Source organism: Pseudoxanthomonas sp. PXM04, assembly GCF_014851695.1.
Taxonomy (GTDB): domain Bacteria; phylum Pseudomonadota; class Gammaproteobacteria; order Xanthomonadales; family Xanthomonadaceae; genus Pseudoxanthomonas_A; species Pseudoxanthomonas_A beigongshangi.
The window spans coordinates 453,514-476,229 of record NZ_JACVAG010000001.1; the positions used below are offsets into that span (position 1 = coordinate 453,514).

General features: G+C 65.1%; 39 protein-coding genes. 25 read left to right on the top strand and 14 right to left on the bottom strand.

Translation table 11 applies throughout. From position 1 onward, the window contains the following. Positions 1-2: 2 nt before the first annotated feature. The 11 genes from IB228_RS02170 to IB228_RS02220 all read right to left on the bottom strand — a co-directional run bounded on the left by IB228_RS02170 (position 3) and on the right by IB228_RS02220 (position 5,530). The gene (locus IB228_RS02170) at positions 3-413 is read right to left on the bottom strand and encodes an ASCH domain-containing protein (RefSeq protein ID WP_192197439.1); all 411 of its coding nucleotides are present in this window, start codon (positions 411-413) and stop codon (positions 3-5) included. A 301-nt stretch (positions 414-714) separates the two neighbouring features. Beyond that, the gene (locus IB228_RS02175; RefSeq protein WP_192197440.1) at positions 715-1,569 is read right to left on the bottom strand and encodes a DUF2303 family protein; all 855 of its coding nucleotides are present in this window, start codon (positions 1,567-1,569) and stop codon (positions 715-717) included. Then, entirely contained in the window at positions 1,569-1,964 is a 396-nt protein-coding gene (locus IB228_RS02180) for a hypothetical protein (protein WP_192197441.1), read from the bottom strand. The genes IB228_RS02175 and IB228_RS02180 overlap by 1 nt, the downstream gene beginning before the upstream one ends. After that, the gene (locus IB228_RS02185; RefSeq protein ID WP_192197442.1) at positions 1,964-2,182 is read right to left on the bottom strand and encodes a hypothetical protein; all 219 of its coding nucleotides are present in this window, start codon (positions 2,180-2,182) and stop codon (positions 1,964-1,966) included. Before IB228_RS02185 ends, IB228_RS02180 begins: the two co-directional genes overlap by 1 nt. After that, positions 2,179-2,394: a hypothetical protein gene (locus IB228_RS02190; protein WP_192197443.1), complete on the bottom strand. Its 216-nt coding sequence runs from the start codon at positions 2,392-2,394 to the stop codon at positions 2,179-2,181. The genes IB228_RS02185 and IB228_RS02190 overlap by 4 nt, the downstream gene beginning before the upstream one ends. 617 nt (positions 2,395-3,011) lie before the next feature. After that, positions 3,012-3,362, bottom strand: a complete 351-nt coding sequence (locus IB228_RS02195; protein ID WP_192197444.1) for a hypothetical protein — start codon at positions 3,360-3,362, stop codon at positions 3,012-3,014. 1 nt (position 3,363) lies between these two features. Continuing rightward, complete coding sequence (locus IB228_RS02200; RefSeq protein ID WP_192197445.1) at positions 3,364-3,618, bottom strand: hypothetical protein; 255 nt, start codon at positions 3,616-3,618, stop codon at positions 3,364-3,366. Further along, complete coding sequence (locus IB228_RS02205) at positions 3,605-4,009, bottom strand: hypothetical protein (protein ID WP_192197446.1); 405 nt, start codon at positions 4,007-4,009, stop codon at positions 3,605-3,607. Before IB228_RS02205 ends, IB228_RS02200 begins: the two co-directional genes overlap by 14 nt. 125 nt (positions 4,010-4,134) lie before the next feature. Then, a complete protein-coding gene (locus tag IB228_RS02210) occupies positions 4,135-4,623 on the bottom strand; it encodes an FxLYD domain-containing protein (RefSeq protein WP_192197447.1) in 489 nt (162 codons plus the stop codon). Positions 4,624-4,635: 12 nt separating this feature from the next. Further along, positions 4,636-4,803, bottom strand: coding sequence for a hypothetical protein (locus IB228_RS02215; RefSeq protein WP_225562192.1), 168 nt, complete (start codon positions 4,801-4,803; stop codon positions 4,636-4,638). Positions 4,804-4,918: 115 nt separating this feature from the next. Next, positions 4,919-5,530, bottom strand: a complete 612-nt coding sequence (locus tag IB228_RS02220) for a helix-turn-helix transcriptional regulator (protein WP_225562193.1) — start codon at positions 5,528-5,530, stop codon at positions 4,919-4,921. Between IB228_RS02220 and IB228_RS02225 the strand changes: the two genes are divergently transcribed. Next, on the top strand, positions 5,529-5,798 hold the full coding sequence (locus IB228_RS02225) for a YdaS family helix-turn-helix protein (protein WP_192197448.1): 270 nt from the start codon (positions 5,529-5,531) through the stop codon (positions 5,796-5,798). The genes IB228_RS02220 and IB228_RS02225 overlap by 2 nt on opposite strands. 4 nt (positions 5,799-5,802) lie before the next feature. Here IB228_RS02225 and IB228_RS02230 read toward each other — a convergent pair whose 3' ends face one another. Then, complete coding sequence (locus IB228_RS02230; protein ID WP_192197449.1) at positions 5,803-6,045, bottom strand: hypothetical protein; 243 nt, start codon at positions 6,043-6,045, stop codon at positions 5,803-5,805. Positions 6,046-6,056: 11 nt separating this feature from the next. On the opposite strand from IB228_RS02230, the gene IB228_RS02235 reads away from it, so the two are divergent. Then, positions 6,057-6,257, top strand: coding sequence for a hypothetical protein (locus tag IB228_RS02235; RefSeq protein ID WP_192197450.1), 201 nt, complete (start codon positions 6,057-6,059; stop codon positions 6,255-6,257). 26 nt (positions 6,258-6,283) lie between these two features. On the opposite strand, the gene IB228_RS02240 is transcribed toward IB228_RS02235, so the two are convergent. Continuing rightward, on the bottom strand, positions 6,284-6,529 hold the full coding sequence (locus tag IB228_RS02240; protein WP_192197451.1) for a hypothetical protein: 246 nt from the start codon (positions 6,527-6,529) through the stop codon (positions 6,284-6,286). Positions 6,530-6,678: 149 nt separating this feature from the next. On the opposite strand from IB228_RS02240, the gene IB228_RS02245 reads away from it, so the two are divergent. From IB228_RS02245 to IB228_RS02255, 3 genes are read left to right on the top strand one after another with little or no spacing between them, the layout of a single operon-like run. Beyond that, on the top strand, positions 6,679-7,125 hold the full coding sequence (locus IB228_RS02245) for a phage regulatory CII family protein (RefSeq protein ID WP_192197452.1): 447 nt from the start codon (positions 6,679-6,681) through the stop codon (positions 7,123-7,125). Further along, positions 7,122-7,307 carry a hypothetical protein gene (locus tag IB228_RS02250; protein ID WP_192197453.1) on the top strand — a complete coding sequence of 62 codons (186 nt, stop codon included), beginning with the start codon at positions 7,122-7,124 and terminating at the stop codon, positions 7,305-7,307. Before IB228_RS02245 ends, IB228_RS02250 begins: the two co-directional genes overlap by 4 nt. Next, positions 7,297-8,262, top strand: coding sequence for a hypothetical protein (locus IB228_RS02255; protein WP_192197454.1), 966 nt, complete (start codon positions 7,297-7,299; stop codon positions 8,260-8,262). The genes IB228_RS02250 and IB228_RS02255 overlap by 11 nt, the downstream gene beginning before the upstream one ends. 8 nt (positions 8,263-8,270) lie before the next feature. Here the strand turns inward: IB228_RS02255 and IB228_RS02260 are convergent, their stop codons facing one another. Continuing rightward, positions 8,271-8,909, bottom strand: coding sequence for a hypothetical protein (locus IB228_RS02260; protein WP_192197455.1), 639 nt, complete (start codon positions 8,907-8,909; stop codon positions 8,271-8,273). Between the two features lie 74 nt (positions 8,910-8,983). Between IB228_RS02260 and dnaB the strand changes: the two genes are divergently transcribed. The 20 genes from dnaB to IB228_RS02355 all read left to right on the top strand — a co-directional run bounded on the left by dnaB (position 8,984) and on the right by IB228_RS02355 (position 22,647). Then, on the top strand, positions 8,984-10,417 hold the full coding sequence (gene dnaB, locus IB228_RS02265; RefSeq protein ID WP_225562194.1) for a replicative DNA helicase: 1,434 nt from the start codon (positions 8,984-8,986) through the stop codon (positions 10,415-10,417). Between the two features lie 11 nt (positions 10,418-10,428). After that, positions 10,429-10,665, top strand: coding sequence for a hypothetical protein (locus tag IB228_RS02270; RefSeq protein ID WP_192197457.1), 237 nt, complete (start codon positions 10,429-10,431; stop codon positions 10,663-10,665). 43 nt (positions 10,666-10,708) lie between these two features. Next, on the top strand, positions 10,709-11,119 hold the full coding sequence (locus tag IB228_RS02275) for a DUF1064 domain-containing protein (protein WP_225562195.1): 411 nt from the start codon (positions 10,709-10,711) through the stop codon (positions 11,117-11,119). A gap of 12 nt (positions 11,120-11,131) precedes the next feature. Further along, a complete protein-coding gene (locus tag IB228_RS02280) occupies positions 11,132-11,365 on the top strand; it encodes a hypothetical protein (RefSeq protein WP_192197459.1) in 234 nt (77 codons plus the stop codon). Further along, entirely contained in the window at positions 11,355-11,888 is a 534-nt protein-coding gene (locus tag IB228_RS02285) for a hypothetical protein (protein WP_192197460.1), read from the top strand. Before IB228_RS02280 ends, IB228_RS02285 begins: the two co-directional genes overlap by 11 nt. Before the next feature lie 33 nt (positions 11,889-11,921). Further along, the gene (locus IB228_RS02290; protein WP_192197461.1) at positions 11,922-12,569 is read left to right on the top strand and encodes a hypothetical protein; all 648 of its coding nucleotides are present in this window, start codon (positions 11,922-11,924) and stop codon (positions 12,567-12,569) included. A gap of 312 nt (positions 12,570-12,881) precedes the next feature. After that, positions 12,882-13,064 (top strand): hypothetical protein, encoded by a 183-nt coding sequence (locus IB228_RS19715; protein WP_225562196.1) that lies wholly within the window; start codon positions 12,882-12,884, stop codon positions 13,062-13,064. After that, positions 13,061-13,561 carry a lysozyme gene (locus IB228_RS02295; protein ID WP_343227046.1) on the top strand — a complete coding sequence of 167 codons (501 nt, stop codon included), beginning with the start codon at positions 13,061-13,063 and terminating at the stop codon, positions 13,559-13,561. The genes IB228_RS19715 and IB228_RS02295 overlap by 4 nt, the downstream gene beginning before the upstream one ends. Beyond that, positions 13,558-14,103: a lysis system i-spanin subunit Rz gene (locus tag IB228_RS02300; protein WP_192197463.1), complete on the top strand. Its 546-nt coding sequence runs from the start codon at positions 13,558-13,560 to the stop codon at positions 14,101-14,103. Before IB228_RS02295 ends, IB228_RS02300 begins: the two co-directional genes overlap by 4 nt. A 306-nt stretch (positions 14,104-14,409) precedes the next feature. Next, a complete protein-coding gene (locus IB228_RS02305) occupies positions 14,410-14,631 on the top strand; it encodes a hypothetical protein (RefSeq protein ID WP_192197464.1) in 222 nt (73 codons plus the stop codon). Between the two features lie 164 nt (positions 14,632-14,795). Next, positions 14,796-15,224, top strand: coding sequence for a P27 family phage terminase small subunit (locus tag IB228_RS02310; protein WP_192197465.1), 429 nt, complete (start codon positions 14,796-14,798; stop codon positions 15,222-15,224). After that, a complete protein-coding gene (locus tag IB228_RS02315; RefSeq protein WP_343227047.1) occupies positions 15,166-16,917 on the top strand; it encodes a terminase TerL endonuclease subunit in 1,752 nt (583 codons plus the stop codon). Before IB228_RS02310 ends, IB228_RS02315 begins: the two co-directional genes overlap by 59 nt. After that, positions 16,917-18,263, top strand: a complete 1,347-nt coding sequence (locus tag IB228_RS02320) for a phage portal protein (RefSeq protein WP_225562197.1) — start codon at positions 16,917-16,919, stop codon at positions 18,261-18,263. The genes IB228_RS02315 and IB228_RS02320 overlap by 1 nt, the downstream gene beginning before the upstream one ends. After that, a complete protein-coding gene (locus IB228_RS02325; protein WP_225562198.1) occupies positions 18,247-18,984 on the top strand; it encodes a head maturation protease, ClpP-related in 738 nt (245 codons plus the stop codon). The genes IB228_RS02320 and IB228_RS02325 overlap by 17 nt, the downstream gene beginning before the upstream one ends. A gap of 89 nt (positions 18,985-19,073) precedes the next feature. Continuing rightward, positions 19,074-20,291, top strand: a complete 1,218-nt coding sequence (locus IB228_RS02330; RefSeq protein WP_192197466.1) for a phage major capsid protein — start codon at positions 19,074-19,076, stop codon at positions 20,289-20,291. A gap of 70 nt (positions 20,292-20,361) precedes the next feature. Continuing rightward, positions 20,362-20,814, top strand: coding sequence for a hypothetical protein (locus IB228_RS02335; RefSeq protein ID WP_192197467.1), 453 nt, complete (start codon positions 20,362-20,364; stop codon positions 20,812-20,814). A 51-nt stretch (positions 20,815-20,865) separates the two neighbouring features. Continuing rightward, positions 20,866-21,444 (top strand): hypothetical protein, encoded by a 579-nt coding sequence (locus tag IB228_RS02340; protein WP_192197468.1) that lies wholly within the window; start codon positions 20,866-20,868, stop codon positions 21,442-21,444. Next, entirely contained in the window at positions 21,441-21,794 is a 354-nt protein-coding gene (locus tag IB228_RS02345; protein ID WP_343227048.1) for a phage head closure protein, read from the top strand. Before IB228_RS02340 ends, IB228_RS02345 begins: the two co-directional genes overlap by 4 nt. Further along, the gene (locus tag IB228_RS02350) at positions 21,784-22,287 is read left to right on the top strand and encodes an HK97-gp10 family putative phage morphogenesis protein (RefSeq protein ID WP_192197469.1); all 504 of its coding nucleotides are present in this window, start codon (positions 21,784-21,786) and stop codon (positions 22,285-22,287) included. The genes IB228_RS02345 and IB228_RS02350 overlap by 11 nt, the downstream gene beginning before the upstream one ends. Then, positions 22,288-22,647, top strand: coding sequence for a DUF3168 domain-containing protein (locus IB228_RS02355; RefSeq protein WP_192197470.1), 360 nt, complete (start codon positions 22,288-22,290; stop codon positions 22,645-22,647). The last annotated feature ends 69 nt before the right edge of the window (positions 22,648-22,716 follow it).

The following is a 22,716-nucleotide window of genomic DNA, read 5'->3' on the forward strand; positions in this document are numbered from 1 at the left end:
GCCTAGAACGCCTCCGCCGGTTCGCTGAGGTGCGCGGCGCGCGGGTCGGCCAGCGCCTTGTCCGGCACGTTGAAAAAGCCCAGTTGCCCGCGGAAGGGCACCAACGGCAGCGGCTTCGCGTCTTCCAGGAGGAAGCCGTACGGACCGAAGAACCAGCTCGAGTTCAATCGGGTGACGCAGTCGGTGATCGTGGCGACGCCAACGATGCCGCCCTTCGGGAAGGCGTCCGGCGCCGGCATCGGGATCTCCGGGTAGCACTCGCGGACTAGGTCGTAGCCCGCCTGGTCGAATTTCTGGCCGGCGTGGATGAGGGTGGGGCCGCGGTGCTCGTGGGGCTCCTTCCGATTGTCGACGGGTTTGTACCCGTGGACGATCAGCCATGCCCAGGGCTGAATCACGCTTACTGCGAGCATGGTGAATCTCCCGGTTTCGAAAGTGCGTGGGCAAGGTGTCTGGCGTACGTCGAAACCGCTCGCCAGTACGCCGCCATCGGTCCCTTACGCTTTGCCCATGCATGTTCGGCTTGGTCGTTGGCCTGCTCACGCAGCTCGCGCATGACAGCCTCAATTCGCTGGCGATCGGGTAGCGGCAACTCGCGCAGTGCGCGGCCAGCGGGAAGATCGAGTAGGGGATTGCGATAACCCATGTGATTCTCTGGAAAGGGGCCCGACGTCGGCGGCAGCGGTATGCCGGCGCCAGGCCCCTGCGGGGCGGTCAGGGCTTGAACGTGCCCAGGGTGAGCGTCGCGGCGCCGCCAATGGCCGCAGCGAGCGCGGTGCGGAAGTCCTCGGCAATCGCTTCGGCAATGGCCTCGAGATTGACGATGCGCAGCACCAAGCGCGGCTTGTCGTGGCTGGTGATCACCGACAGGCGGAGCGGGAAATCCCGGCGCGGCAGTCCCGGATAGGGCACGCAGTTGAAGACGATGCGAGTCGGAAGCTGTCCGGCGCCACGTGCCTCCACCTGCTCCAGCGCGGTACGCTCGGCCCGAAGGGCTTCGGTCGTGTGGGAGCTGTTGCTTTTGGTCGTGATCTCCAGGCGCCGGATCGCCGCGATAGCGGAAACCGGTGTGACCGGCTGGCCCTGCTCATCGGCGAGGCTGAACACGTTGGGATGCCAGTCTTCGAGCCATTCGATCAGGTCAGCCTGAGTGAACTGGCTGCCGTTGGCCCTCAGCACGGCGGCATGCTCGGCGGTCTTCTTCAATTGCAGGATCGCCTGGTGGAGCGCGTGGCCCGGCTGGAACTTGCCTTCGGCGTCGATGACATTGAGATCGAAGAACACGCGAGCAGCCATCGCATCGACGTCGACGAAACCGGGGAACACGAGAGGTTCGCCGCCGTTGGCCGCCTGCTTGATCTTCTCGGCCTCGATGTAGAACGCCAGCGCGGCGATCGCGTTGGTACTGAAGATGCCGCGGAACTGCGAGCGATATTGCTCGTAGGGTTCCAGGTCGTGCAGGGTGTAGTCGTTCGGCAGCGCGGCCACGGGCTTGTGCGTCAGGATTTTGCGCATGCCCTCGGCGTTGAGCGCGGTTTCCTGGATGAGTTTCAGTGCTTGCTGGTCCATTACTCTTCATCTCCGGACTTGGCGAAAGGGAACTTGCCCTGGGTGTCGGGCATGAGGGTCAGGCGGCCGCCGGTGTTGACATGCAGCGGCGTATCGCCGGACAACTCTTCGCCGCGCTTGCCCTTTGACGTTGGCCGCTTGTAGGCCATCGCGTGGGTCAGGGCGATCTGGTTGCTCTCGCCGATCCGGGTCATCTTGAATTTCAGGGTGACTTCGCCAGTCTTGCCCTTGTCGCCGAAGTTCACGACGCCCAGGGCAACGTCGGACATCGCGGTGCCGACCTGCTCGAGGAACACGCCGCCATTGAGATCGGCGAGCATCTCGGCGACATTCGTGGCGACGGGAGACAGGGCGGTTCGCCCCGGATCCGACACCGGCTTGGTTTCACTGCTCATCACAGGGTTTCCTTGTGGTTGCGTGCTGCGGTTGTTCCGCCTTGCGGCGGGGTGTAGCGCTCGACGTGGCCGCCGCGGCACTGCGCGGAAACCTCGAACGTGCGGAGGCGGGTGGCTTCGTCGACGAAGTCGCGATGCTCGTTGGGCGGCGCGGTGATGGCTGGGCGCGGTGGGACGCCGCGGTGCGTGCGCTCGATGCAGTAGGCGGCCAGGTTCACGCGACACCGCCAAGGCGGCGGTACTCCGCCAGCGTGTATTCCTTCAGCTTGTCCAGCGCCGTCGGGTCGCCGGGCGCGCACTGCTGCGCCACTCGGTTGACCGCATAGCGGATGGCGGTCCACTTCCGGAGCTCGGCCGGCGTCGGCCGCACGAAGAATTCGTTACTGCCGCTCGTGGCGGCCAGGGCTTGAATTGCGGTGGGCCGACCCATCACGCACCCCCACAGGCGCGGAGGGCGGCGCGCTCTACACCCTGGTACTCGCAGTCCACCTTGGTGCACGGGTGCAGGCCATGCCGGCGCTTGAACTCGCGAGAGGCGCGCATGCGACCGCGCTTCGCAATCTCGGCCTCGCTGGCATGACCCGTCCGCAGCGGCAAGGTAACGTCGTCAACGATTCCAGAAGCACGGCAGACGAACCACGCTCCATCTCCTTTCTCCACCGCCAGCACATCCACGGGCGCGCTCATGCTGCACCCGGCGCCGGAGGCGTCCGCTGTTGCATGGCTTGCTGGCGAAGCTCACCGGCGACGCCATTCCCACTGAGGCCGGACGCGCGCTCACGCGCCACCATGCGGACGACGGTCGCCTGCGGCAGACCCAGACGAAGGCCCTGCTTGCGCGCGCTGGCGTAGGGCCGGAGTTCGGTTACCTGGCACATTCGGAGCGGTCTCCCTTGTAGGGGTCGGGGTGCGGGGAAGGCGAGGCGGTCCACCAGCTGTTCGCGATGTCGCGATTCCCGGTGAACAGGCCCTCGACGGGCAGGACGGAACCGGCAGGCGCAGGCCAGGCAGTCGGCCGTGCGCGGCGGTCAAAGGAGGGGAGGGGCTTCACCGGAACCCCAGTGCGATCTCGCGGATGCGCTGGATCTTCGCGAGGACATCCCGCGGCCACCGCTTCACAGTCAGGGGATCACTGAAGTCCCAGTCGACGGCCAAGCCTTGCAGCTCCTTCGCCGCGTTCAGCGCCGCGCGCTGTGTGTTTACATCAGGGATCGCCGCCAGGCCCGTCTGCGCGTGTGTCACGCTCCAACCGGGATAAACGCGACCGCCGAGCGCCACTTCGATCTGGCACTGGTGGAACACCACGAATGCGCCGAGGCGTTGGCCGCGCACCTGGATGTTCTTCATCTCGCCCTGATGCGCGCAGGGAATCGTGATCGTTACGTCACCGCGGGCCATGTCAGTGGCCTCCGTGCATGTTGCGAATGGGGGAGATCAGCACCGGCGGCCTGTCGAGGTCGGCCATCGCCGACTCGAGCCATCCGCGCACGTAGTCGTCGCCGAAGGCGGCGCGCATGTAGTAGAGGGCGGAGATGCCCAGGCCCTCGAGGTAGTCGCGGGCCATGTCGGCGGGCATCGCGCCGGCCTCGGCGATGACCTGCACCGCGCGCTGCATGCCGGCGGTGATGGCCGGGTTCACTTCAGCGCCGGCCATCGCAGAGCGCTCCGTGCTGGCGTTCGGCCGCGGCGGCGACGGCAGCGGCGTCGGGAATCGGCGCGGCTTCCGGACGGTCCGCCAGGCGCATCACAGCGCGGCGCGGCGGCAGGCCGGCGTGCCAGATGCGGACGACCTCGAGCATCTGCGCGTCGACGTCGATGCACGCGGTATCGCCGACCCAGATGGCAGGCCATGCCGGGTCGTTCTGGAAGCGCAGCTGGTCGCCCCACAGGATCAGCACGCACATGCTGCGGCCGGGGCTGAAGAACTCGGCCCGGAACCCGTCCGGGGTGCGCTCGATGCCGACGGTCAGGCCGCCGGCCTGGAAGTCGATGCGCTGGGGCTTCTTCGTGGTGGGCGCGGTTGCGCCGGGTACTGAGGTGGACATTGGCTCCGCCTTTGGGTGCCGGGATGGCTGGCGGAGCGAGAATCACATACCGTGATATTCGGTGTCAACACAAAATGTGATGTTTTTTCTGAACAGGGATTGCGACCTGCCCGGGGCGCCGGGGTTTATTGGGTGCCGGCGCTCACGCGGATAGCCTTTCCGCCAGCGATCGCGCTTTCGAAGTTGCAGCGTTCGTAAGGTTCCGACGGGCCGAGGGCCTTAAATGGGCTGCGCTGGCCCGGTGCCAGTGGTGCTACCTGGAGATGACCTTCGGCAAATCCCACGTGCTGACCACTCTTGTCGCGCAGGCGGAATTGCAGGCTCACAAATCGCAGCGCCTCGGGGCCAGTGTTCGTCGCGAAGCCTTCAACGATAGCCATGCCGCCGCGGCTGGCCGTGCAGTTCATCTCGTCGATGCTCAACGCGAGTACGGGCTCGCCACGCGCTGGGGGTGGAGAGGGTGAGGCGGATGTGCTCCGCCGCTCAGATGCGACATCGCTAGCCCCTTTCATAAACAGAGCGCATGTGCCGCCGCAGAATATCAGCGTGAGCACGAGCAACCCGAGCACGATCCACCCGATGACCCGCCATGGGTTCGTCGACTGCTTCTCCATGTTGTCCCCTTCCTACCGTCGAGAAAGTTTTCGCACCAGACCCACCTCTTCAAACGCCGTGCCTTCGCTGATGCAGTCGAGGGCTAGGTCGAGATCGGCATGCAGTGCCAGCAATTCGTCGTCACTCAGTGTGTCGAGCCCGAGCGTGTCGAACGTGGCTTGCTGCACCAGCCAGTGCAAATCATAGGCTCTGGCGAGGTACCGAATCCGCTGGAGATGGGAGTCCCGAGTGATGCTGTCAAAACGACGGGGCGAGTCGGTAGCCGGCGCGGCCACCACACGTAAGGGAGTTCGCTTAGGCGCCTGCCCCGCGAGACCTTCCTCGATTAGTTGCACCAGTCGATTGACCCGTCCCCTGTCTACCATCTTGCTCCACCCGTTGCCGTAGTCTCTCGGCGACCTTCGCGCCGAAGTCGATCACGTCTGCCGTGGAGGGTGCATCCGGTAGGGCGCAACTCAACTCGTAGGCAAACAACGTTTCAGCAGGGTGCGTCTCCGGGTCGTAGGCCCATCCGTTGTTCCGGGCCACCTGGCGAAGCGCTGCGATCGACTCGGCCAGTTTCGCCGGGTCCAGTCGCCCGGATTGAGAACCTTGCAACGGCGCGGCTTCCCCGAACAGTTCAGCAATGCTCACGCCCAGCGCCCGGGCCAGGACCGGCACTTCGGACACCTTGGGTTCGCGCGCACTGGGACTGGTGCTCTCGTAGTTGGCGATCCGGCTCTGGCCGGACCAGCCGCAGGCGAGCGCCAGCTGTTCCTGGGTCATCTTTCGCGCCAGGCGGAGGGCACGCAGGTTTTCGGCAAAGCTCGGCATACGGGCATTCTTCACGCCCTGTGATGCCGGTCTAACACGAGACGTGATTTTTCGGTTGACTTCAACATCACGCAGCGTGATGATTTCGGGCATGGACAACCCCAGCCCCGCCAAAGTCACCCCCTCCGAAGCCTTGGATCGCGCCACTGAGGCGGCTGGGGGCGTCATGCATCTAGCTGCGGCCATCGGCGAGCTCCCTCAGACCGTAAGCATGTGGCGGAAGCGGGGCAGGGTTCCCGCTGAGAAGTGCATCGCTGTCGAGAAGGCGTCCGGCGGCGCGGCGACGCGCTACGACCTGCGTCCGGACGTGTTCGGTGATTCCCCCAGCCCGGACGGGGAGGGGGTGGACCGTGCGGCTTGAAGCCCTATCGGCGCCGAAGCAGGCGGTCGGTACCAACCACCTGGAACTCGTAGCCCGTCCGCACCTGCTCAGGGTGGGACAGCTTGTTGACCCGCGTTCCATCCAGCAGGGAATACCCAGTGGCTCCGGGCGTCGTTGCGTCGGGGTCGTCGAACGTCCCGACCGAGATGAGCTTCGTTGTTTCCACCATGACGTCGGAAACACCCAGCTGATCCACGACGTTGATTTGAACTTGAACTGTTGCCACGGAGAACTCCATTGAGCGCAGAACTGACGCGCGAAGCCGAACTGGAGCATGGGCTTAGCCGGCTCCGCCATTTCGCCCTCGAGCACGGCATCACCGGCGATGGCTTGGTGGTCATCTTCGAAGCAGGCATTGGCCCGGTCAAGCAACTGCGGCCAGACGTGTTCGGGCAAGCCCTCAGCCCAAACGGGGAGGGGGTGGACCGTGCTGCCTGAATCTCGCTCGCGCCTGCCGTTTGTTGTCAGTTCGACGGACCTGGGGGAGACGACATCCCGACGCTGTCGGTCTTGTCCGCCGCCCGGATCATGGCTTCTGCCAGCTCGCGAAGCTGCGCAGTGTGAAACAGGAAGTTGGGTGACTGGTGCGCCTGGTTTGGTCGCTCCATCGGACTCACGAGGTACTGAATCGTGAGCGCAACCGCATTGAGAGCTGGCACCGACCTCAGGTCGAACCCCGTAGCTGGCGCCATTTGTATCTCGTCCGTCATTTCTGTCTCCGTCGTAGGTGAGGTCGGGTCGCACCGCCAATCCTACGCCGGAGGCGCTTTCTGCACGTAGCTCCATCGCCTCGCTCCCCAGTGGACGAGGCCAGCTTGCAACACCCGCCATCCACAAAAAACGTTCAGGTCACCGCCAAGTGAACATCCAAGACGCAGCCCACAAGACCGTGCACGACTACCCCGGTGGAAGCGTGTCGCTCGCTCCGCGCATGGGCATGTCACCCGCCATCCTGCGGAACAAGGTCAACCCCAACAACAGCACCCACCACCTTACGGTGGCCGAGGCCGACGAGCTGATGGGCCTGACCGGGGACCACCGCATCCTGCACGCCCTGGCCGCGGAGCATGGCTACACGCTCCAGCGCTCGGACGCACCGGACGCCGGCTCACTGATCCAGGGAATGCTGGCCGCGGCCGCAGGGCAGGGTGACCTGGCGCACATCGTCCAGGAAGCCATGGCGGACGGCCGAATCACCCCGAACGAGGTGATCGCCATCGAGCGCGCCTGCACCACCATCCAGCACGTCCTGGCCCACGTCGCCAAGCACGCCGCCGCCGCCGCGCGGCAGGCGGTGCCGGCATGACCTGCAACCGCGAATTCGTGCGCGGCCTGTTCGCCAAGGTCGAGGGCAACGAGCCCCTGAGCCTGGAAGAGCTGGCCGCCTACAACACGTCCCGGGCCGCCGAGATGGCGCGCGCTGAGGCTCGCCGCAACCCACCGGCCGAGCCGGAACTGCCGCTGGGGGCGCCGGACAATGGCTGCTGAGCACTGGTTCCGCTGGCACCACGGCACGGCCACCGATCCGAAGTGGCGGGTCATTGCTGCGCGCGCTGAAAAGACCTTGTCACGGCATGTCACGGTCGGTCACGTGTTGTCCGTGTGGGCGATGATGCTCGAGTGCGCGTCACAGTCGAATCCGCGCGGAGAACTGATCGGCTGGGTCGACGAGGACGTCGCTGCCGCCCTCGGCTTCGACGAGGTGGAGGTGGCCGCCATCCGCGACGCCATGCAGGGAAAGACCCTCGACGGCGACCACCTGAGCGCCTGGAAACGTAGACAGCCCAAGGCCGAAGACGCCACGGCAGCGGACCGGAAGCGTGCTCAGCGGGAGCGGGAAAAGTCACAGCGTGCAGCCGGGACCGATGGTGACAATCCCGAGTGTCACGACGCGTCACGCTCTGTCACGACAGAGACAGAGACAGAGACAGAGACAGAGACAGAGACAGAGACAGAGACAGAGACAGAGACAGAAGAGAAAGGATCTATTTCTTCGCTTCGCTCAGAAATTCCCGGCACCGGCGATGCCGGTACCGCGTCGAACCCGCCAACGGACCTCGGCCAGAAGCGCGCCCAGCAGGAGCAGCGCTTGGCCCAGGTCACGGCCGACGCCATCGCCGAGTTCAACGAGAAGCTCGGCAAGCCGAACGGGCACCTGCCGGCCGTGCATCCGACCGTCGGGCGGGAGAAGCGCCAGCAGCAGGTCAAGCGGTGCATTCCGCTGCTGCGGCAGATCGCCAAGGCGACCTACGGCATGGACCACATTTCGCGGCAGGTCTGGGCCGACTACTTCACCGAGTGCGCGGCGGATCCGTTCCGCAGCGGCGCCGGGCCGTACGCGGCACCGCACGAGAACTGGCGCCCTGATTTCGAGTTCCTGACCCGACAGGCCGAGATGCTCAAGGTCTTCGACAAGGCCAGCTCGTCCGCGGAGGTTGGCTGATGCGCACGCTACCTTTGGGCAGGCTGGACAATGCCAGTCTCGTGCATCGCTGCATGGCTTGCGGCCAGAAGTTGGGTGAGGTCTTCGTCCAGATCGGCTATCTCCGCAACGACCAAGTTTGCGCCTTCAAGCAGGACCTCGCGAGATACGTGCCCGGAATTGCCTCGCTCTATGACTGCAAGAACAACCGAGGGCGTCCTTCTTGCTCGTGCAAGTCGAGCGCCCAAGGTGTCGCCGAGAACGTGGAGGCGATCTTCGGCCGAGTCATGAAGTACAGAGTGAACCATGGAGACCCATCGTTCCACCCCGTCTCTGCACTCGCGGCTATCTGCAAACCGGTCGCGAAAGTCTGCCTTCTTCGACATCTTGAGGACGACAGTTGTTTGCGCGCTAGCGAGACGCAACGGCGTTTCGATACTGACCAGCATGATTCTCTTCTCAGAGGAGGCCAGCGCTGCTGCCGCCTGGTCACGCTGAGCTTCGAGCTTTGCCAGTTCCGCGTTCGTCTGGTTAGCCGCTGCCGCGAGCCGGTTTGTTCGGCTGGTCATGAATCCAACCGCAATACCGACGCCCACAGACGCAACTACGCCCCCCCAATCGGCGACGTTGCCCCAGTCGACCGAAAGAAACTGACACGACACAGCCATGTGACCTCCCCAGGTCCTTTGGAATGGCTGGATCCTGCGCCCAGCGCTGGCCGCCCGCAACTGGAGGCCGCGTGATGGACGGCGCTATCGAGCATCTGCGGGTGCCGCCGCACAGCGTCGATGCGGAGCGGGCGGTGCTGGGCGCGGTGATGCTCTCGGAAGAGGCTTACCTGCGGGTGGCAGACCTGACCGATCGCGACTTCTTCCGGAAGGACCACGCGCTGATTTGGCGGGCGGTCCAGTACATGGCCGAGAAGGAGCGCCCGTTCGATGCCGTGACCCTGGGCGAGTGGTTCAACGCCCGCGGTGCCGGTGAGCACGTCGACAATGGCGCCTACCTGGTCGAGCTGGCCGGCTCGACGCCGTCGGCGGCCAACGTCCGGGGCTATGCCGACATCGTGCGCGACAAGGCTCTGCTGCGCGGCCTGATCGACGCCGGCACGAAGATCGTTGGCGACGCCTTCAACACCGAAGGGCGGGAGCCGACCGACATCCTCGCCTCCGGCCAGGCGCTGCTGGGCGACCTGCTGAAGGCCAAGCCCTGCGAACTGGAGCCGGCGGCGGTGGTCCTGCGCCGGGTGTTGGACACGCTCCAGGCGCGCGCCGAGAACGGACCGGGCGAAATCGCCGGCCTGTCGACCGGCTACCCGGAGATCGACAACCTGATCCACGGGTTGCAGCCCGGCGACCTGATCGTGCTGGCCGGCCGCCCCGGCATGGGCAAGTCGACCCTCGCCCAGTGCATCGCCGAGCACATTGCCATCGTCCAGCGGCGCCGCGCGGCAATCCACTCCCTGGAGATGCCGACCGAATCGCTGATGGGCCGCTCCGTCTGCTCCGTCGGCCGTATCCCGCATGACTCGCTCGAGCGGGCGGACCTGAGCGACGAAGAGTGGGCGAAGCTGACGGCGGCGATGCGCGACCTGAAGGACGCGCCGATCGTCCTGTCCCGCCCACGCAGCGCCCGGGTGCAACAGATCATCGCCCAGACCCAGCGCGAGCACGCCGACCAGCCCCTGGCCGTGGTGGTCATCGACTACCTGCAACTGCTGGACACGCTGGGTGCCGAGAACAAGAACGTCGGCATTGGCGAGGCGTCGCGCCTGCTGAAGCTGATGGCGGTGAACCTGGGCGTCGCGGTGATCCTGCTGAGCCAGCTCTCCCGCGACTGCGAGAAGCGGCCCAACAAACGCCCCGTGCTGTCGGACCTGCGCGACTCGGGCTCGATCGAGCAGGACGCCGACGTGGTGCTCTTCGTGTACCGGGACGAGCAGTACAACCCCGACAGCCCCGACAAGGGGACAGCTGAGGTCATCGTCGGCAAGAACCGCCGCGGCCGTCTGGGCACCGCTCGGCTGCGCTCGCGCCTGGATATCTGCCGCTTCGACAACCTGTCCGCCGACTGGCGCCCCGCCGTCACCGATCAGCCGGAAAGCAAACCGCCGCGCAGGTCCGGCTGGCGCGCGCGCAACCACACCCACACCGCCCGCACGGGCACTGACGATTGACTGAGGAAGCGATGTACGAGTTCGAGGGCCAGCGGTTCGCGTCGCTGGGGGCATTCCAGAGGGCTTTCCCGGCCTATGGCCGCCATACCGCGTGGCTGAAGGAAGGGGTGACGACCATCATGGAGATGGAGAAGCGGATCGCCGCGGCCAATGCCGTCGCCCGGGCGAAGTCGCTGGCGGGCTCGCGCTCGACGCCGGCCTACACCTTCAGCCGGAAGGCATTCCCGCGCCGGAGGGGCCATGGGTAAGGGGGCGCTCCGTTACGCGTCGACCGAGTCCATGCCGGAGGGCATGCGGCGCCTGTTCGAGCGCGCCCAGCGCAACGCCTCGGGCGAGGTGAGCGAGGCGGTGCGCCGTGCCGTCGAGACTGTGGCCGGCGGCGGGACGAAGCAGGGCAGGGCCAGGAAGTACGGGAACGAGATCACAGTCGTAGATGGCATCCGCTTCGACAGCAAGCGGGAGGCCCGGTACTACGAGCAGCTGAAGCTGCGGAAGGCGGCCGGCGAGGTGTCGCACTTCCTGCGCCAGGTGCCGATCCATCTTCCGTGCGGCACGAAGTACGTCCTCGACTTCCTGGTCTTCTTCGCCGACGAAACCCGGCCGCCGGCCTACGTCGATGTGAAGGGGCGGGAGACGAAGGAATTCCGAATCAAGAAGCGGGGCGTGGAGCACCACTACCCGATCCGAATTGAGCTGGCCTGAAGGGGGCCGACGATGGACGCAGAAATGGAAACGAAGGGTTACCCGGTGATCGTCACGGCCGTCCGGGTCATCGAGTGGATCAACAGCCGGAAGACGTTCCCGACCGCCCAGGAGTTCCAGGAGCGGTTCGGAGGGCATATCTCGACGGCGCACCGGTGGCTCAACGCCATCGAGGCGGAGCGCGGAATCACCCGGCCGCGCCGGGTCAATGGCGAGCCGCTACAGGAGGCCAAGAATGCAGCCTGAAGGCATCAAGGAATCGCTGAAGGCGTGGGGCGCGGCGACCGTCAATCGCTACTGCTACAGCAGGACCGACCGGTCGGTGCATGTCTTAGATCAGGCAAGGGACATGGCCCCCGGCACAGCCGAGAAGGCGCTCCAGGCACTGGCCGGCCGCGACGGGACCGACCGGCGGCGACTCATGGCGAGGGCGACGGGGATCAAGGGGCTTCATGTCGTCCCGCAATGGGCGGCGGAGCCGGTGCGCGCAACCAACGACGCGGGCCGGCCATGCGACCTACCCGAGATCGCCTTCGACCAAGGAATACCCGATCACCTCTTGTGGCTGGATCGGGCCATCTCCCAGCTCGCCAGGCAATCCCCCCTCAGGGAATTGATTGTTCGAACGGAGTACACGGTGCAGGCCAGTCAAGCGGTCAAGGCGCGCATGGTGCAGGAGAAGTACGGCGGGCAGCTGTCGAAGTGGATGTACCGCCGGGAACTGGAGCGGGCGATGGAATGGCTCGACGGTCGCGCGCTGGCCGCGTAGAGGTAAGCTATCCCCAAGACACGGAGGGTAGCCATGGCGGGAAGTGAATTTTCAGCTCTGGAATCGCTGGCGTCGGTGAACTGGCTCGAGGTCATCAAGACCGGCGCTGCTGCTGGGACATTGCTGGTTGCGATGTCGGCGCTCAAGAACTGGAAGCGTCAAGACCGTGCGAAGCGCGAAGTCGAGTTCGTCGACTCTCTAATTGAGGCAACCCACAAATTCACAGCGGATATGCTCGCGCCGCTGATTTATGTGCAGATTGCTAAGATCGGCATGACGAGCCACGTGCCCCAATACAATCACAGTCCACTAGCTGGTGCGGTGGCCTACATAAAGAAGGATGGAGGCGATCAAGCAAAGGAGCTTCGTCGCGTGATGGAGGAAGCACAGCCCTCGGTCATACGTCTGAGGTCACTCTCGACGAAGGGCCAAGTATTCCAGTTTCCAGGCTATGGCGATTGCAAAAGGGCTGTGGACGGCATGGCGACTTACTATGATCTGGTCGAGGCTTTGCTGACCGTGCTGGGTTCTCCGAGTTGGGACTGGAACAACCCCGATGTGCAGGCACATTTGAGACGAGTTGTGGAGCTGGATCCAGACGAGATGAGAAAGGGAATCAAAGCAGGAAATCGAGCTGTTCTCGAGTTCTCGCGCGAGACCTATCAGCGGTTGTACGCGTAACAGAAGGTTACGAATTCGCACGCAATGCGAACACGAAAATAGTTGTTGACAGCGTTGCACACGCGACCCTAGTCTTTCTGAAAGTGTCAAGAATTGTCTCTGAAGCCCTGGCGAAAGCCGGGGCTTCTTCGTTTCACGCCGGTTGACTGCCGTGCGAAGGCCAACAGGGTCCGCGGTGACGCGCACCGGCCACGCCGCCAACAACGATCGACGTACTCCTTTGGATGGCATCACCAAGCCGCGCGCCTTGGCGGGCGCGCGCTGGCGGCTATCCAGCGGTAGTGACCGGCACCTTTCAATCAGGGGACCACCGTGCGGCACAACGCATTCGACAACGTGAACCTGCCGGCGGCGGTCGGTTTCGTCTTTGCCACCGTGAGTGGATGGACGGTGCAGGAGTGGGCCGCGGCGGCGGCGCTGGGCTATTCGCTGATCCTGATCGGCGAGAAGGTCGCCAGGCTCATTCGCAGGAAGCGCGAGGGCGTTCAGTCGTGAAGACAGGCGGCAAGGTCGGGTTCGCTGCCGCGCCAGTGGCCGTGGTGCTGCTGATCGTGGCTGCGCTCCAGGTCTCGGAAAAGCGTGTCCACACAACCTACTGGGACAAGCTCGGCGGGCTCTGGACGGTTTGTGCCGGCGTGACTGGTCCGGCCGCAATACCCGGGAAGACCTACACGGACGCCGAATGCGAGCGCCTGGAAGTCGCCTACGTCCAGAAGATGCTGGCCCGCATGGGAACGTGCGTGAAGGGCGAGTTTGAGTTCCACGAGATCAAGGCGTGGGGCCACTTCGCCTACAACGTTGGCACGGCGCGGTTCTGTTCGTCGACCGCAGCCAAACGGCTCAATGCGGGAGAACGGAAGGCGGCCTGCGCAGAGATCAGCCGATTCGTCTACATCGGTAAGAAGGACTGCCGACTGGCGGCAAACCAGTGCCCCGGAATTCCGAAACGGCGCGCCTGGGAGCGTGCCACGTGTGAAGGAACCAACCAATGAGCGTCTTGGCATCCGTCAACTCGACCGGTTTCGTCCTGAAGTGGGGCGCGGTCCTCGGACTCATGCTCGTGATCTACCTGGTCGGACGTGATCACGGCGCCGACGGTCCGCGTGCTGACTTGGCGGATTACAAGGCTGAAGTCGCTCAGGACACCGCGGAGGTTGCCCGGCTGGCCGCCAATGCCGCCATCAAGGCAGCCGCCGCCCAGCGCGCCCAGGTGGCTGCATTCAACGCAATCGAACGTACCCACGAGAAGGAGAGGAAAGATGCTGAGGTCACTGAAAGCCGCATTGCTGATGCTGTGCGCACTGGCGCTCTGCGCCTGCGGCAGCGCCTCGCTGCACAAGAAGCCACCGCCGCCCTCACCGCTGACGTGCTTTCAACCAGCACCGGCACCGGCGGTCCTGAAGGCGGACCCGGACTTCGGCCTGAGGATGCGGGCTTTCTTGTTCGAATCGCCGACGAGGCCGACGCAGCCATTCGCGGTCGGAACCGGATCATCGAACAGTACGAACGCGGCTCCTGTCCGGTTGCCCCGTGAAGCGCGCACCCCGACACGACCCGTTCCGGACTCCAGTCCGCCGATACCTACCACCCGAGCCAAGCAGGCAGGCCCGCCGCGCCCTCGCAACGAATAGCGCAGCCTGGCGCAAGATTCGTTCGGCCAAGCTGGCGCGCGACCCGCTGTGCGAGTGCTGCCGGCGGCGAGGCTGCCCGAAGTGCGCGAAGAGCGGCATCCGTCCGGCGAATCAGGTCGATCACATCGACGGCGACGACAGCAACAACGCCGACGACAACCATCAAAGCATGTGTGCCCCGTGCCACAGCCACAAGACGAGCCGGGAAAATGGCGGATTCGGAAACCCTCGAGCGCCTGACCAAGGCAATCGAACAGCAGGCGGCCACGGCGCAGCGGCTGGTGCTGGCGATCGCCGAGCAGACGCAGGTGACGGCCGGCCTGGTCGCGGCGGTCGCTGAGCTACTGGGCGAAGAGCTCGGGACGCCCGTCGCCAACGAGGCGCATGTCGCCCAGGACGTCGAGACGGACTGGGACGGCAACGCGGTCTGACCTCGCAACCTGAACGGGAAAGCTGAACGGGAAAGCTGAACGGGGGAGGGGCGGGTCGAAAGTCTGAGCCGCCCCATTCGCGACACGTGCGCCCAGGCAAATATTTGCGCGGTCAGTTCAGAATTTTTGGTTTTTCGGCGGTACGCCGCCCAGGTCAGTAGGTCATGGCAAACCCACGCAAGCCTACATCGCTGAAGGTCATCGCTGGGACCGACCGGAAAGACCGTGCGCCGGATCCGGCCGTTCCGACCGTCGAGCTTCCGCTCGTGGACGAGGTTCCTTCCGCCCCGGACTGGATGCCGAACGCGCATGCAATCAAGGAATGGAATCGGCTCGCGCCGATCCTCCATGCGAACAAGCTGCTGACCGAAGCAGGGCTATCCACGCTCGGCCAGTTGTGCGCGCTCCACGGAAAGGTGGTGCAGCTGTACGCGGCGGGCGAGGCGCCGGTCGCCTCGATGGTGGCGCAACTCCGTGCGCTATCGAACGACTTCGGGTTAACGCCAGTGGCGCAGGGCAAGGTGAGGCCCAACAGTGGCAAAGAAGAAGACACCGGCAACAAGTTCGCCAGGAACGGACGCCGGCCCGCGTGACTACATCGCAATCGCCCTGGCCTACGCCCAGGAAGCGATCGCGGACAAGAAGGGGAGGAAGTTCGGGAAGCTGATGCGCCTGGCGGCGCAACGCTTCGTCGGTGATCTGAAGCGAGCCAAGAAGCGCGGAGCTCCGTTCTACTTCGACGAGTGGCATGCGTGCGACGCGTGCGACTTCATCGAGAAGCTCCCTCACGTCGAGGGCGTGTGGAAGAACCCCGACGGGACGTTGCAACCGGAAATCCGGCTGCATCCCTCCCATGTGTTCTTCGTGGTGCAGCTGTTCGGATTTCGTAACCCGGACGGCACTCGGCGGTTTACGTCGGCGCTCTTCGCGGTGGCCCGAAAAAACGCCAAGTCGACGCTGGCAGCTGCCATTCTGCTCTACTGCGAGTGTTGCGAGGACGAGCCAGGCGCGCAGGTGATCAGCGCGGCAACCACGTTCCCGCAGGCGTCAATCATCTTCAACGTCGCGAAGCGGATGGCTGAGAAGACTTCGGATCTCCGGGAGGCGTTCGGCCTCCAGATCTTCGCGAAGTCCATCGCCCGGTTGGATACTGGCGGCAGCTTCAAACCGATTCACGCCAAGGCGAGCACGCAGGACGGTCTGAACCCGTCTCACGTTGGGCTGGACGAGATCCATGCCCACAAGACTGCGGACCTGCTGAATGTGCTCACCTCCGCCGCCGGTGCGCGCAGCAGCCCACTCTGGCTCTACACCACGACGGAGGGCTACACGAATCCCGGCCCCTGGGCCGAGATTCGCCAATTTGCGAAGCAACTTCTGCAAGGCGTGTTCGGCAACTCCGCCGACCACTTCCTCGCGCTGTTCTTCGCGGTGGACGACGACGACGACGAGTTCGACGAGGCCGCTTGGGTTAAGGCCAACCCGCTCATCGACAGCAACCCTCACCTTCTGACCGCGATCCGGAAGGAGGCGGTCGAAGCGAAGGCCATGCCGAGCAAGTTGGCCGAGTTCAAGATCAAGCGCCTGAACCGGCCGGCCAGTTCTGCCCAGGCATGGGTCGACCTGCTGAAATGGAAGAAGTGCAAGGGCGACGTCTTCCTGGACGAACTGGAGAAGTACCCCTGCACCGCGGCGCTCGACTTGGCGTCGACGACGGACATGGTCGCGTGGCGGCTGGTGTGGGAGGTTGGTGACCTTCGGGTCACCTGGGGTCGCCGCTGGGTGCCGGAGAATGCGGTGGCGCAGCGTACGGCACGGGGAACCGTTCCGTACGCGGGCTGGGTGGCGGCGGGCCACCTGACGCTCACTGAGGGTGAGGTCACCGACTACAACGTGGTAGAGGCGGCTATCCGAGAGGATATAGAGCGATTCAAGCCGAGCGCCGTCGCCTATGACCGGTGGAACGCGCAAGAGCTGGCGAATCGCCTAATCGAGGACGGTCATCCGCTGGTGGAGTTCGTCCAGGGGACGAAGTCCTACCACCCGGCCATGAAAGAGCTCGAGCGGCTCTATCGGTCTCGGAAGCTTGTGCATGACGGCGACCCGGTGCTCGAGTGGGCCGCATCCAACATGGTCGCCAAGACCGACCAGAACCTAAACACGGCCCCGGACAAGAAGAAGTCCGCGGACAAGGTCGACGACATGGCTGCTCTCTTGATGGCGATAGGTGTTGGCCTATCGCCAGCGGAGAGCGAAGAACATTCCCAAGGATTCGTGGTGCTCTGATGTCCAATTCCGCTCAGATGGCCCGCGAACGCCTGTCCGTAGTCGTCGCTCTCGATCACGCCGCTCGCGCGTCGGTGCGTGCGGAGGGCGAAGCGACGACCCTGTCGTCCGACCGAGAGGGCATGGCGCAGATCTTCCGCGACCCGTTCAGTACGGTAGCCGGCGCGGTGGTGAACGAAAGCACGGCCATGCGCGTGTCGGCGGTCTACGCCTGCACTCGCCTGATCTCTGGTGCCATCGCTGGTCTCCCGATTCCCGTCTACCAACGGGGCGTCGAAGGACGGCAGCGCGTGGAGCATGACTACTGGTGGATGCTCAATGAACAGCCCTGCGCCACGTGGAGCGCATCGGCCTGGCGAGAGTTCGCCCAGTTGCAGGTATTGCTGCGCGGCGACGCGATCGCGTACCTGCTGCGGAATCGGGCGGGCGTCGTGACTGCGATCGTGCCCTGGGCGCGGTCTAAGGTGCGCTGGGAGTTGGTGAAGCAGAGCCCGCGCGATCCCGGCCGGCTGAAATACTACTTTCAGTCCGACGAGGGCACGTTCGGCGCCGATCAAGACGACGTGCTGCACTTCCCCGGCTTCGGCTTCAACGGAGTGCATTCCATGTCCGTGATCCAGTGGGGGGCGCGGAACGGCATCGGCATCGCGATCAAGGGTGACGACATGGCCGGGAATTTCTTCTCTTCCGGCGGTAAGCCCGAGATCGCGATCACGTCGGCCAAGTCCATGACGCCGAAGATGCAGGGCGAGTTCCTGCACGCCTGGAATGAGAAGTACCGGGACTACTCCGACAACCGAATCCCGCTCATCCTGACGGAAGGGCTGGACGTGAAAGAGCTGACCATGTCGGCCGTCGACGCGCAGCTGATCGAGACGCGCAAGTGGCAGGTAATCGACATTGCGCGAGCCTTCGGCGTGCCTCCGTTCCTGATCGGTGAAACCGAAAAGCAGACCAGCTTCGGGACCGGCGTCGAGAGCCTTGGTATCGGTTTCGTGAAGTACACCCTGAAGCCGCACATTACCCGCGTCGATCACGAGCTGAATCGAAAGCTGTTCCGGACCTCTCGACATTTCGTCGAGCACAACGTGGACGGCTTCCTTGAGGGCGATGCGAAGGCCCAAGCGGAGTACTTCGCCAAGGCGCTCGGCGGCCCCGGCTCACAGGGCTACATGGCCGTCGACGAAGTTCGCCGAATCAAGAACCTGCCGCCCATGGGCGGCGAGTTCGGCAAGGTCATGAAGGCCGGTGGCCCGCCGAAGGAAGAGCCGCCGTCGTCCGACGAGGACGACCCCACCGACGACAACACCAAGCCCCAGGAGGGCGACGATGATGCACAAGAATAAGATCGGCAACCTGGCGCGCTTGATCCTCGACAACGCAACCAAGCCGCGCGACTTCCGCGTCGTGAACGAGAAGGCCGACGAGGCGACCGTGTACGTCTATGGCGTCATCGGCGGCTATTGGGGCGACGTGGACGCGCAGAGCTTCGCGAGCGCCCTTGCCGCCATCGACGCGAAGGTGATCCATCTGCGGATCAACTCGCCCGGCGGCGACGTGTTCGACGCCCGCGCGATGATGGCGGCGATCAAGCAACACAGCGCCAAGGTGATCGGCCATATCGACGGCATGGCGGCGAGCGCCGCGACCGATATCTGCATGGCGTGCGACGAGATCAAGATTGTGAAGGGTGGCCGCTTCATGATCCACAACGCATGGACGCTGGCGATCGGCAACAAGGCCGACCTCCGCGACACCGCCGACATTCTCGAAGGCGTCGACAACGACATCGCGGACGACTACGTCGCGCGGACCGGCCGCGAGCGCTCGGAAATTGTCGGATGGATGGACGCCGAGACGTGGATGACGGCCGAGCAGGCCAAAGAGCGCGGCTTCGCCGACGAGGTCGTCGAGGTCGTCTCCGGCACGAAGAACCTGGCCGAGTGGGATCTGTCCGCATACGCGAACGCGCCCAAGCCCGAAGAAAAACCCCAGCCCGATCCCGAGGCCGTCCGTGCCTCGCTCGAGCGCCGCTTCCGCCTGCTGGCACAGCCGGCGGCAGCGTGAGTCGTTCTGTGTAGGGATCGCTCCCGCACGCAGTAACAGGGCCGCCATTCGGCGGCCTTTTCATTTCCAACCCCTCAGGAGATACCCCAATGGGTGAGTCCATCCAAGCCATGCGGGAGCGCCGCAACGCGCTGGCGAAAGAAGTCCGCAACGTGCTCGACCAGAATGGTCCGTCGACCTGGAACGCCGAGCACCAGAAGAAGTACGACGAGAACCTGGAGCAGATCGAGCGAATCGACGCCGCGCTGGATCGCGAACAGCGCCTGCTCGACGCTTCGGCCGAAAAGACCTTCCAGGATGCCGGCGGAAAGATCCAGGACGGCCAGCCGGGCAACCGCAACCCGCTGCTCAGCAAGTGGCTGCGCGGTGGCGACAACGCCCTGAACGCGGCGGATTGGGAATCCGTGCGGGCCGCAACCAGCACCACCACTCCGGCCGAGGGTGGCTACACCGTCGACCCGACCGTCGCTGCCGAGCTGCTGAAGGCACAGAAGGAATTCGGCGGCATGTACGAGTCGTCCACCGTCTTCTCGACCGCGAAGGGCGAGGCGATGAGCTGGCCGACGATGGACGACACCGGCAACGAAGGCGAGATCGTCCCGGAGAACACCGCCGCGAACGATCAGGATCCGAGCTTCGGTACCGTGTCGCTGAACACCTTCAAGTTCAGCTCGAAGGTCGTGACGGTTCCGATTGAACTGTTGCAGGACAGCTCGATTGATATCGAGTCCGTGGTGTGGGCCCTGCTGGGCGAGCGCAACGGACGGATCAAGAACCGCATGTTCACCGTCGGCACCGGCACGGGCCAGCCGCGCGGCATCGTGACCGCGGCGTCGCTGGGCAAGGCTGGCACCACCGGCCAGACGCTCACGGTGACGTACGACGACTTGGTCGACCTGGAGCACTCGATCGATCCGGCGTACCGCAAGGCCCCGGGCGTGGGTTGGATGATGAACGACAGCAGCCTGAAGGTGATCCGCAAGATCAAGGACACCGAGGGCCGCCCGATCTTTGTCCCCGGCTACGCGACCGGCGCCCCGGGCGGCGCCCCGGCCACGCTGCTCGACCGCAAGATCCAGATCAATCAGGACGTGGCCGCGATGGCTGCCAACGCCAAGTCGATCCTGTTCGGCAACCTGAAGAACTACCGTATCCGCCAGGTGCTCGCCGCGACCCTTCATCGCTTCACGGACTCGGCCTACGCGAAGAAGGGCCAGGTCGGCTTCCTCGCGTTCTCGCGCGAGGGCGGCAACCTGCTCGACGTGAGCGGAGCCACGGTGAAGTACTACCAGAACTCCGCGACCTGATCGCAGCGCCACGGTAGATCTCCAACACGCGCCCGGGTCTCCGGGCGCTCTTCTGTGAAGAGGTGCAACGATGTCGAGGAACAACAATCAGGGCCAGGGTGCGCAGACCATCCTCCACGGCTCGAACACGCTGGCGGCGGTGATCGCACTGGCAGCCGGTATCGAAGTCCAGCTGGGCACGCTTGTCGCTCGTGCCCACAAAGAGTCGGGCCTGTCCGCGGAGGACTGGAACGCGCTCGACGAGGGCAAGCGCGACGAGCTGCTGAGCGCCACGGTCGATGCGATGAAGGCCGAAGCCGAGGCGCAGGCCGCGAATGGCAATGGCCCGCCACCACCCAACGCCAAGAAGGTAAAGGCACGCGTCCTGGTCGCCTTCGGCGGTCACCACCCGAACGAAGTCGTCTCCGTAACCCCAGCTGAGTTGAAGGCTTACGCCGAGTCGCTGGACGCGAATCCCGCCGCTGTGGCCTATGCCGAAGCCTTGGCGAAGGGTGGCGACGGCGAAGCAACCCTCGAAGCCTGATCGCAGGGGCCGGGTTTCCGGCCCCTTTCGTGAGTCTTCTGGAGCAACCCCATGCGTCTACGCCTCACCACCGCCCCGAACGCCCAGGTCGTGACCACGGCCGAGGCGCGGGCGCAGGCTGACCTGTACGGCACCAGCCACGACGCACGACTCGAGGCGATGATTGCCGGCGTCGTGTCCGGCCTGGACGGCTACGGCGGAGAGCTGGGCCGCGCCCTGGTCGAGCAGGAATGGGAGCTGGCAATTGATACGTTTCCGTCGTCCGCCCTGTGCCTGCCGCTGCCGCCGCTGCTGTCCGTCGAGTCGGTGAAATACATCGACCCGGAGGGCGCAGAGCAGACGCTGGCGCCAGCTGCTTACACCGTCGAGCCAGGCGAGCACGGCTTCGCGATGCCAGTCCACGGTACGCGCTGGCCGGCCACCCGTGCACAGCCGCTCGCCGTGCGTGTGCGCTTCAAGGCTGGATACGGCAGTACGGGGGACAAGGTGCCGGCGGCGATCCGCTCGGCGATCCTGCTCCGCGTGGCCGACCTGTTCGAGAATCGGGAGTCGACCATCGTCGGGAAGTCAGTTGCGTCGAACCCAACCGTCGACGCGCTGCTCTTCCCGTTCAAGCAGGTGAGGCCGTGAGCGCCGGCAAGTATCGCCACCGCATCCGGCTTCAAGAGAAGGGCCATGCAACGAGCGGCCCGCTGGGTCCAATCCCCGGCGCATGGGCTGATTGGGAACCAGAGGCGGGGCAGGGGGCCGATATCCCCGCCCAGGTCGTCCCCCTCTCCGGGCGCGACTTCATAGCGGCCGGCGAGAAGCAGTCCGAAGTCACGGCGCGCATCGAGATCCGCTGGCTCCCTGGCGTGAAGGACACCATGCGGGTTCTCTTCGACGGCGAGCTGTACGCAATCGCGGCCGTGCTGCCCGACCCGACGGCGCGGAAGCACCTAACGCTGATGGTGAGCAAGGGCGTGACCGATGGACAGTAGCGTGCGCGTGCAGGGCCTGGACGGGCTGCTGGACGCCATGCGGCGTCTACCCCCGGAGATTGTGTCCAAGAACGGCGGGCCGGCGCGTACGGCGCTGGCACGGGGCGCCCGTCGCATGCGCGACGAAGTGCGGGCCAATGCGCCGGAGCGTACCGGTTTCCTGAAGAGCCAGATCGTCACGCTGCGGAGCCCACGGCCCCAGGCGTACGGTGGCAGCGAACTCTACTCGGTCGGAGTCAAGGGCGGGGCCCGGGCGCGATACGCGAACACCCGCCGCAACCGTGGGAAGGGCCGGGTAGGCAAGACGTACGAGAAGCCCTCGAACGCTTTCTATTGGCGCTTCCAGGAATTCGGGGTGCCGTCCAGGAACATCCCGCCGCTCGCGTTCTTCCGTCGCTCGCTGCGCAAGCTGGCCGAGCCGGTGATCGACCAGTTCGCCGACGACCTGCGCCGGTCGCTGGACCGCATCACACGTAAGCTCCGGAGGCCCTGAGTGTTCCCCCCGATCTATGCCCTCGTGGCCGCCGACCCCGAATGCACGGCTGTCCTCGGCGATCCCCCGCGCTGCTTCTTTGGCCTGGCCGAAGAGAACACGGCGCGACCGTACGTCGTTTGGCACCTGGCCGGCGGAAGTCCGGAGAACGTCTTCGACGGGCCGCCCCCGCACGACCACTTCGCCGGCCAAGTCGACATCGTGGCCGACGACCAGACCAGCTTCATCGCCGCCGCCACGGCCGTGCGCGCCGCCATCGAGCGCGTCGGCAACGTGACGTCCTACAACCCCGGAGGAGTGAACGCCGAAACCGGGCGATTCGAATACTCCTTCGACGCAGAGTTCCACGTGACGCGCTGACCCCAGTGCGGCACCGGAAAGTCCCAGCCCGCTTGCGCGGGCTTTTTTTCGCCCCTCGCAAGGATCACC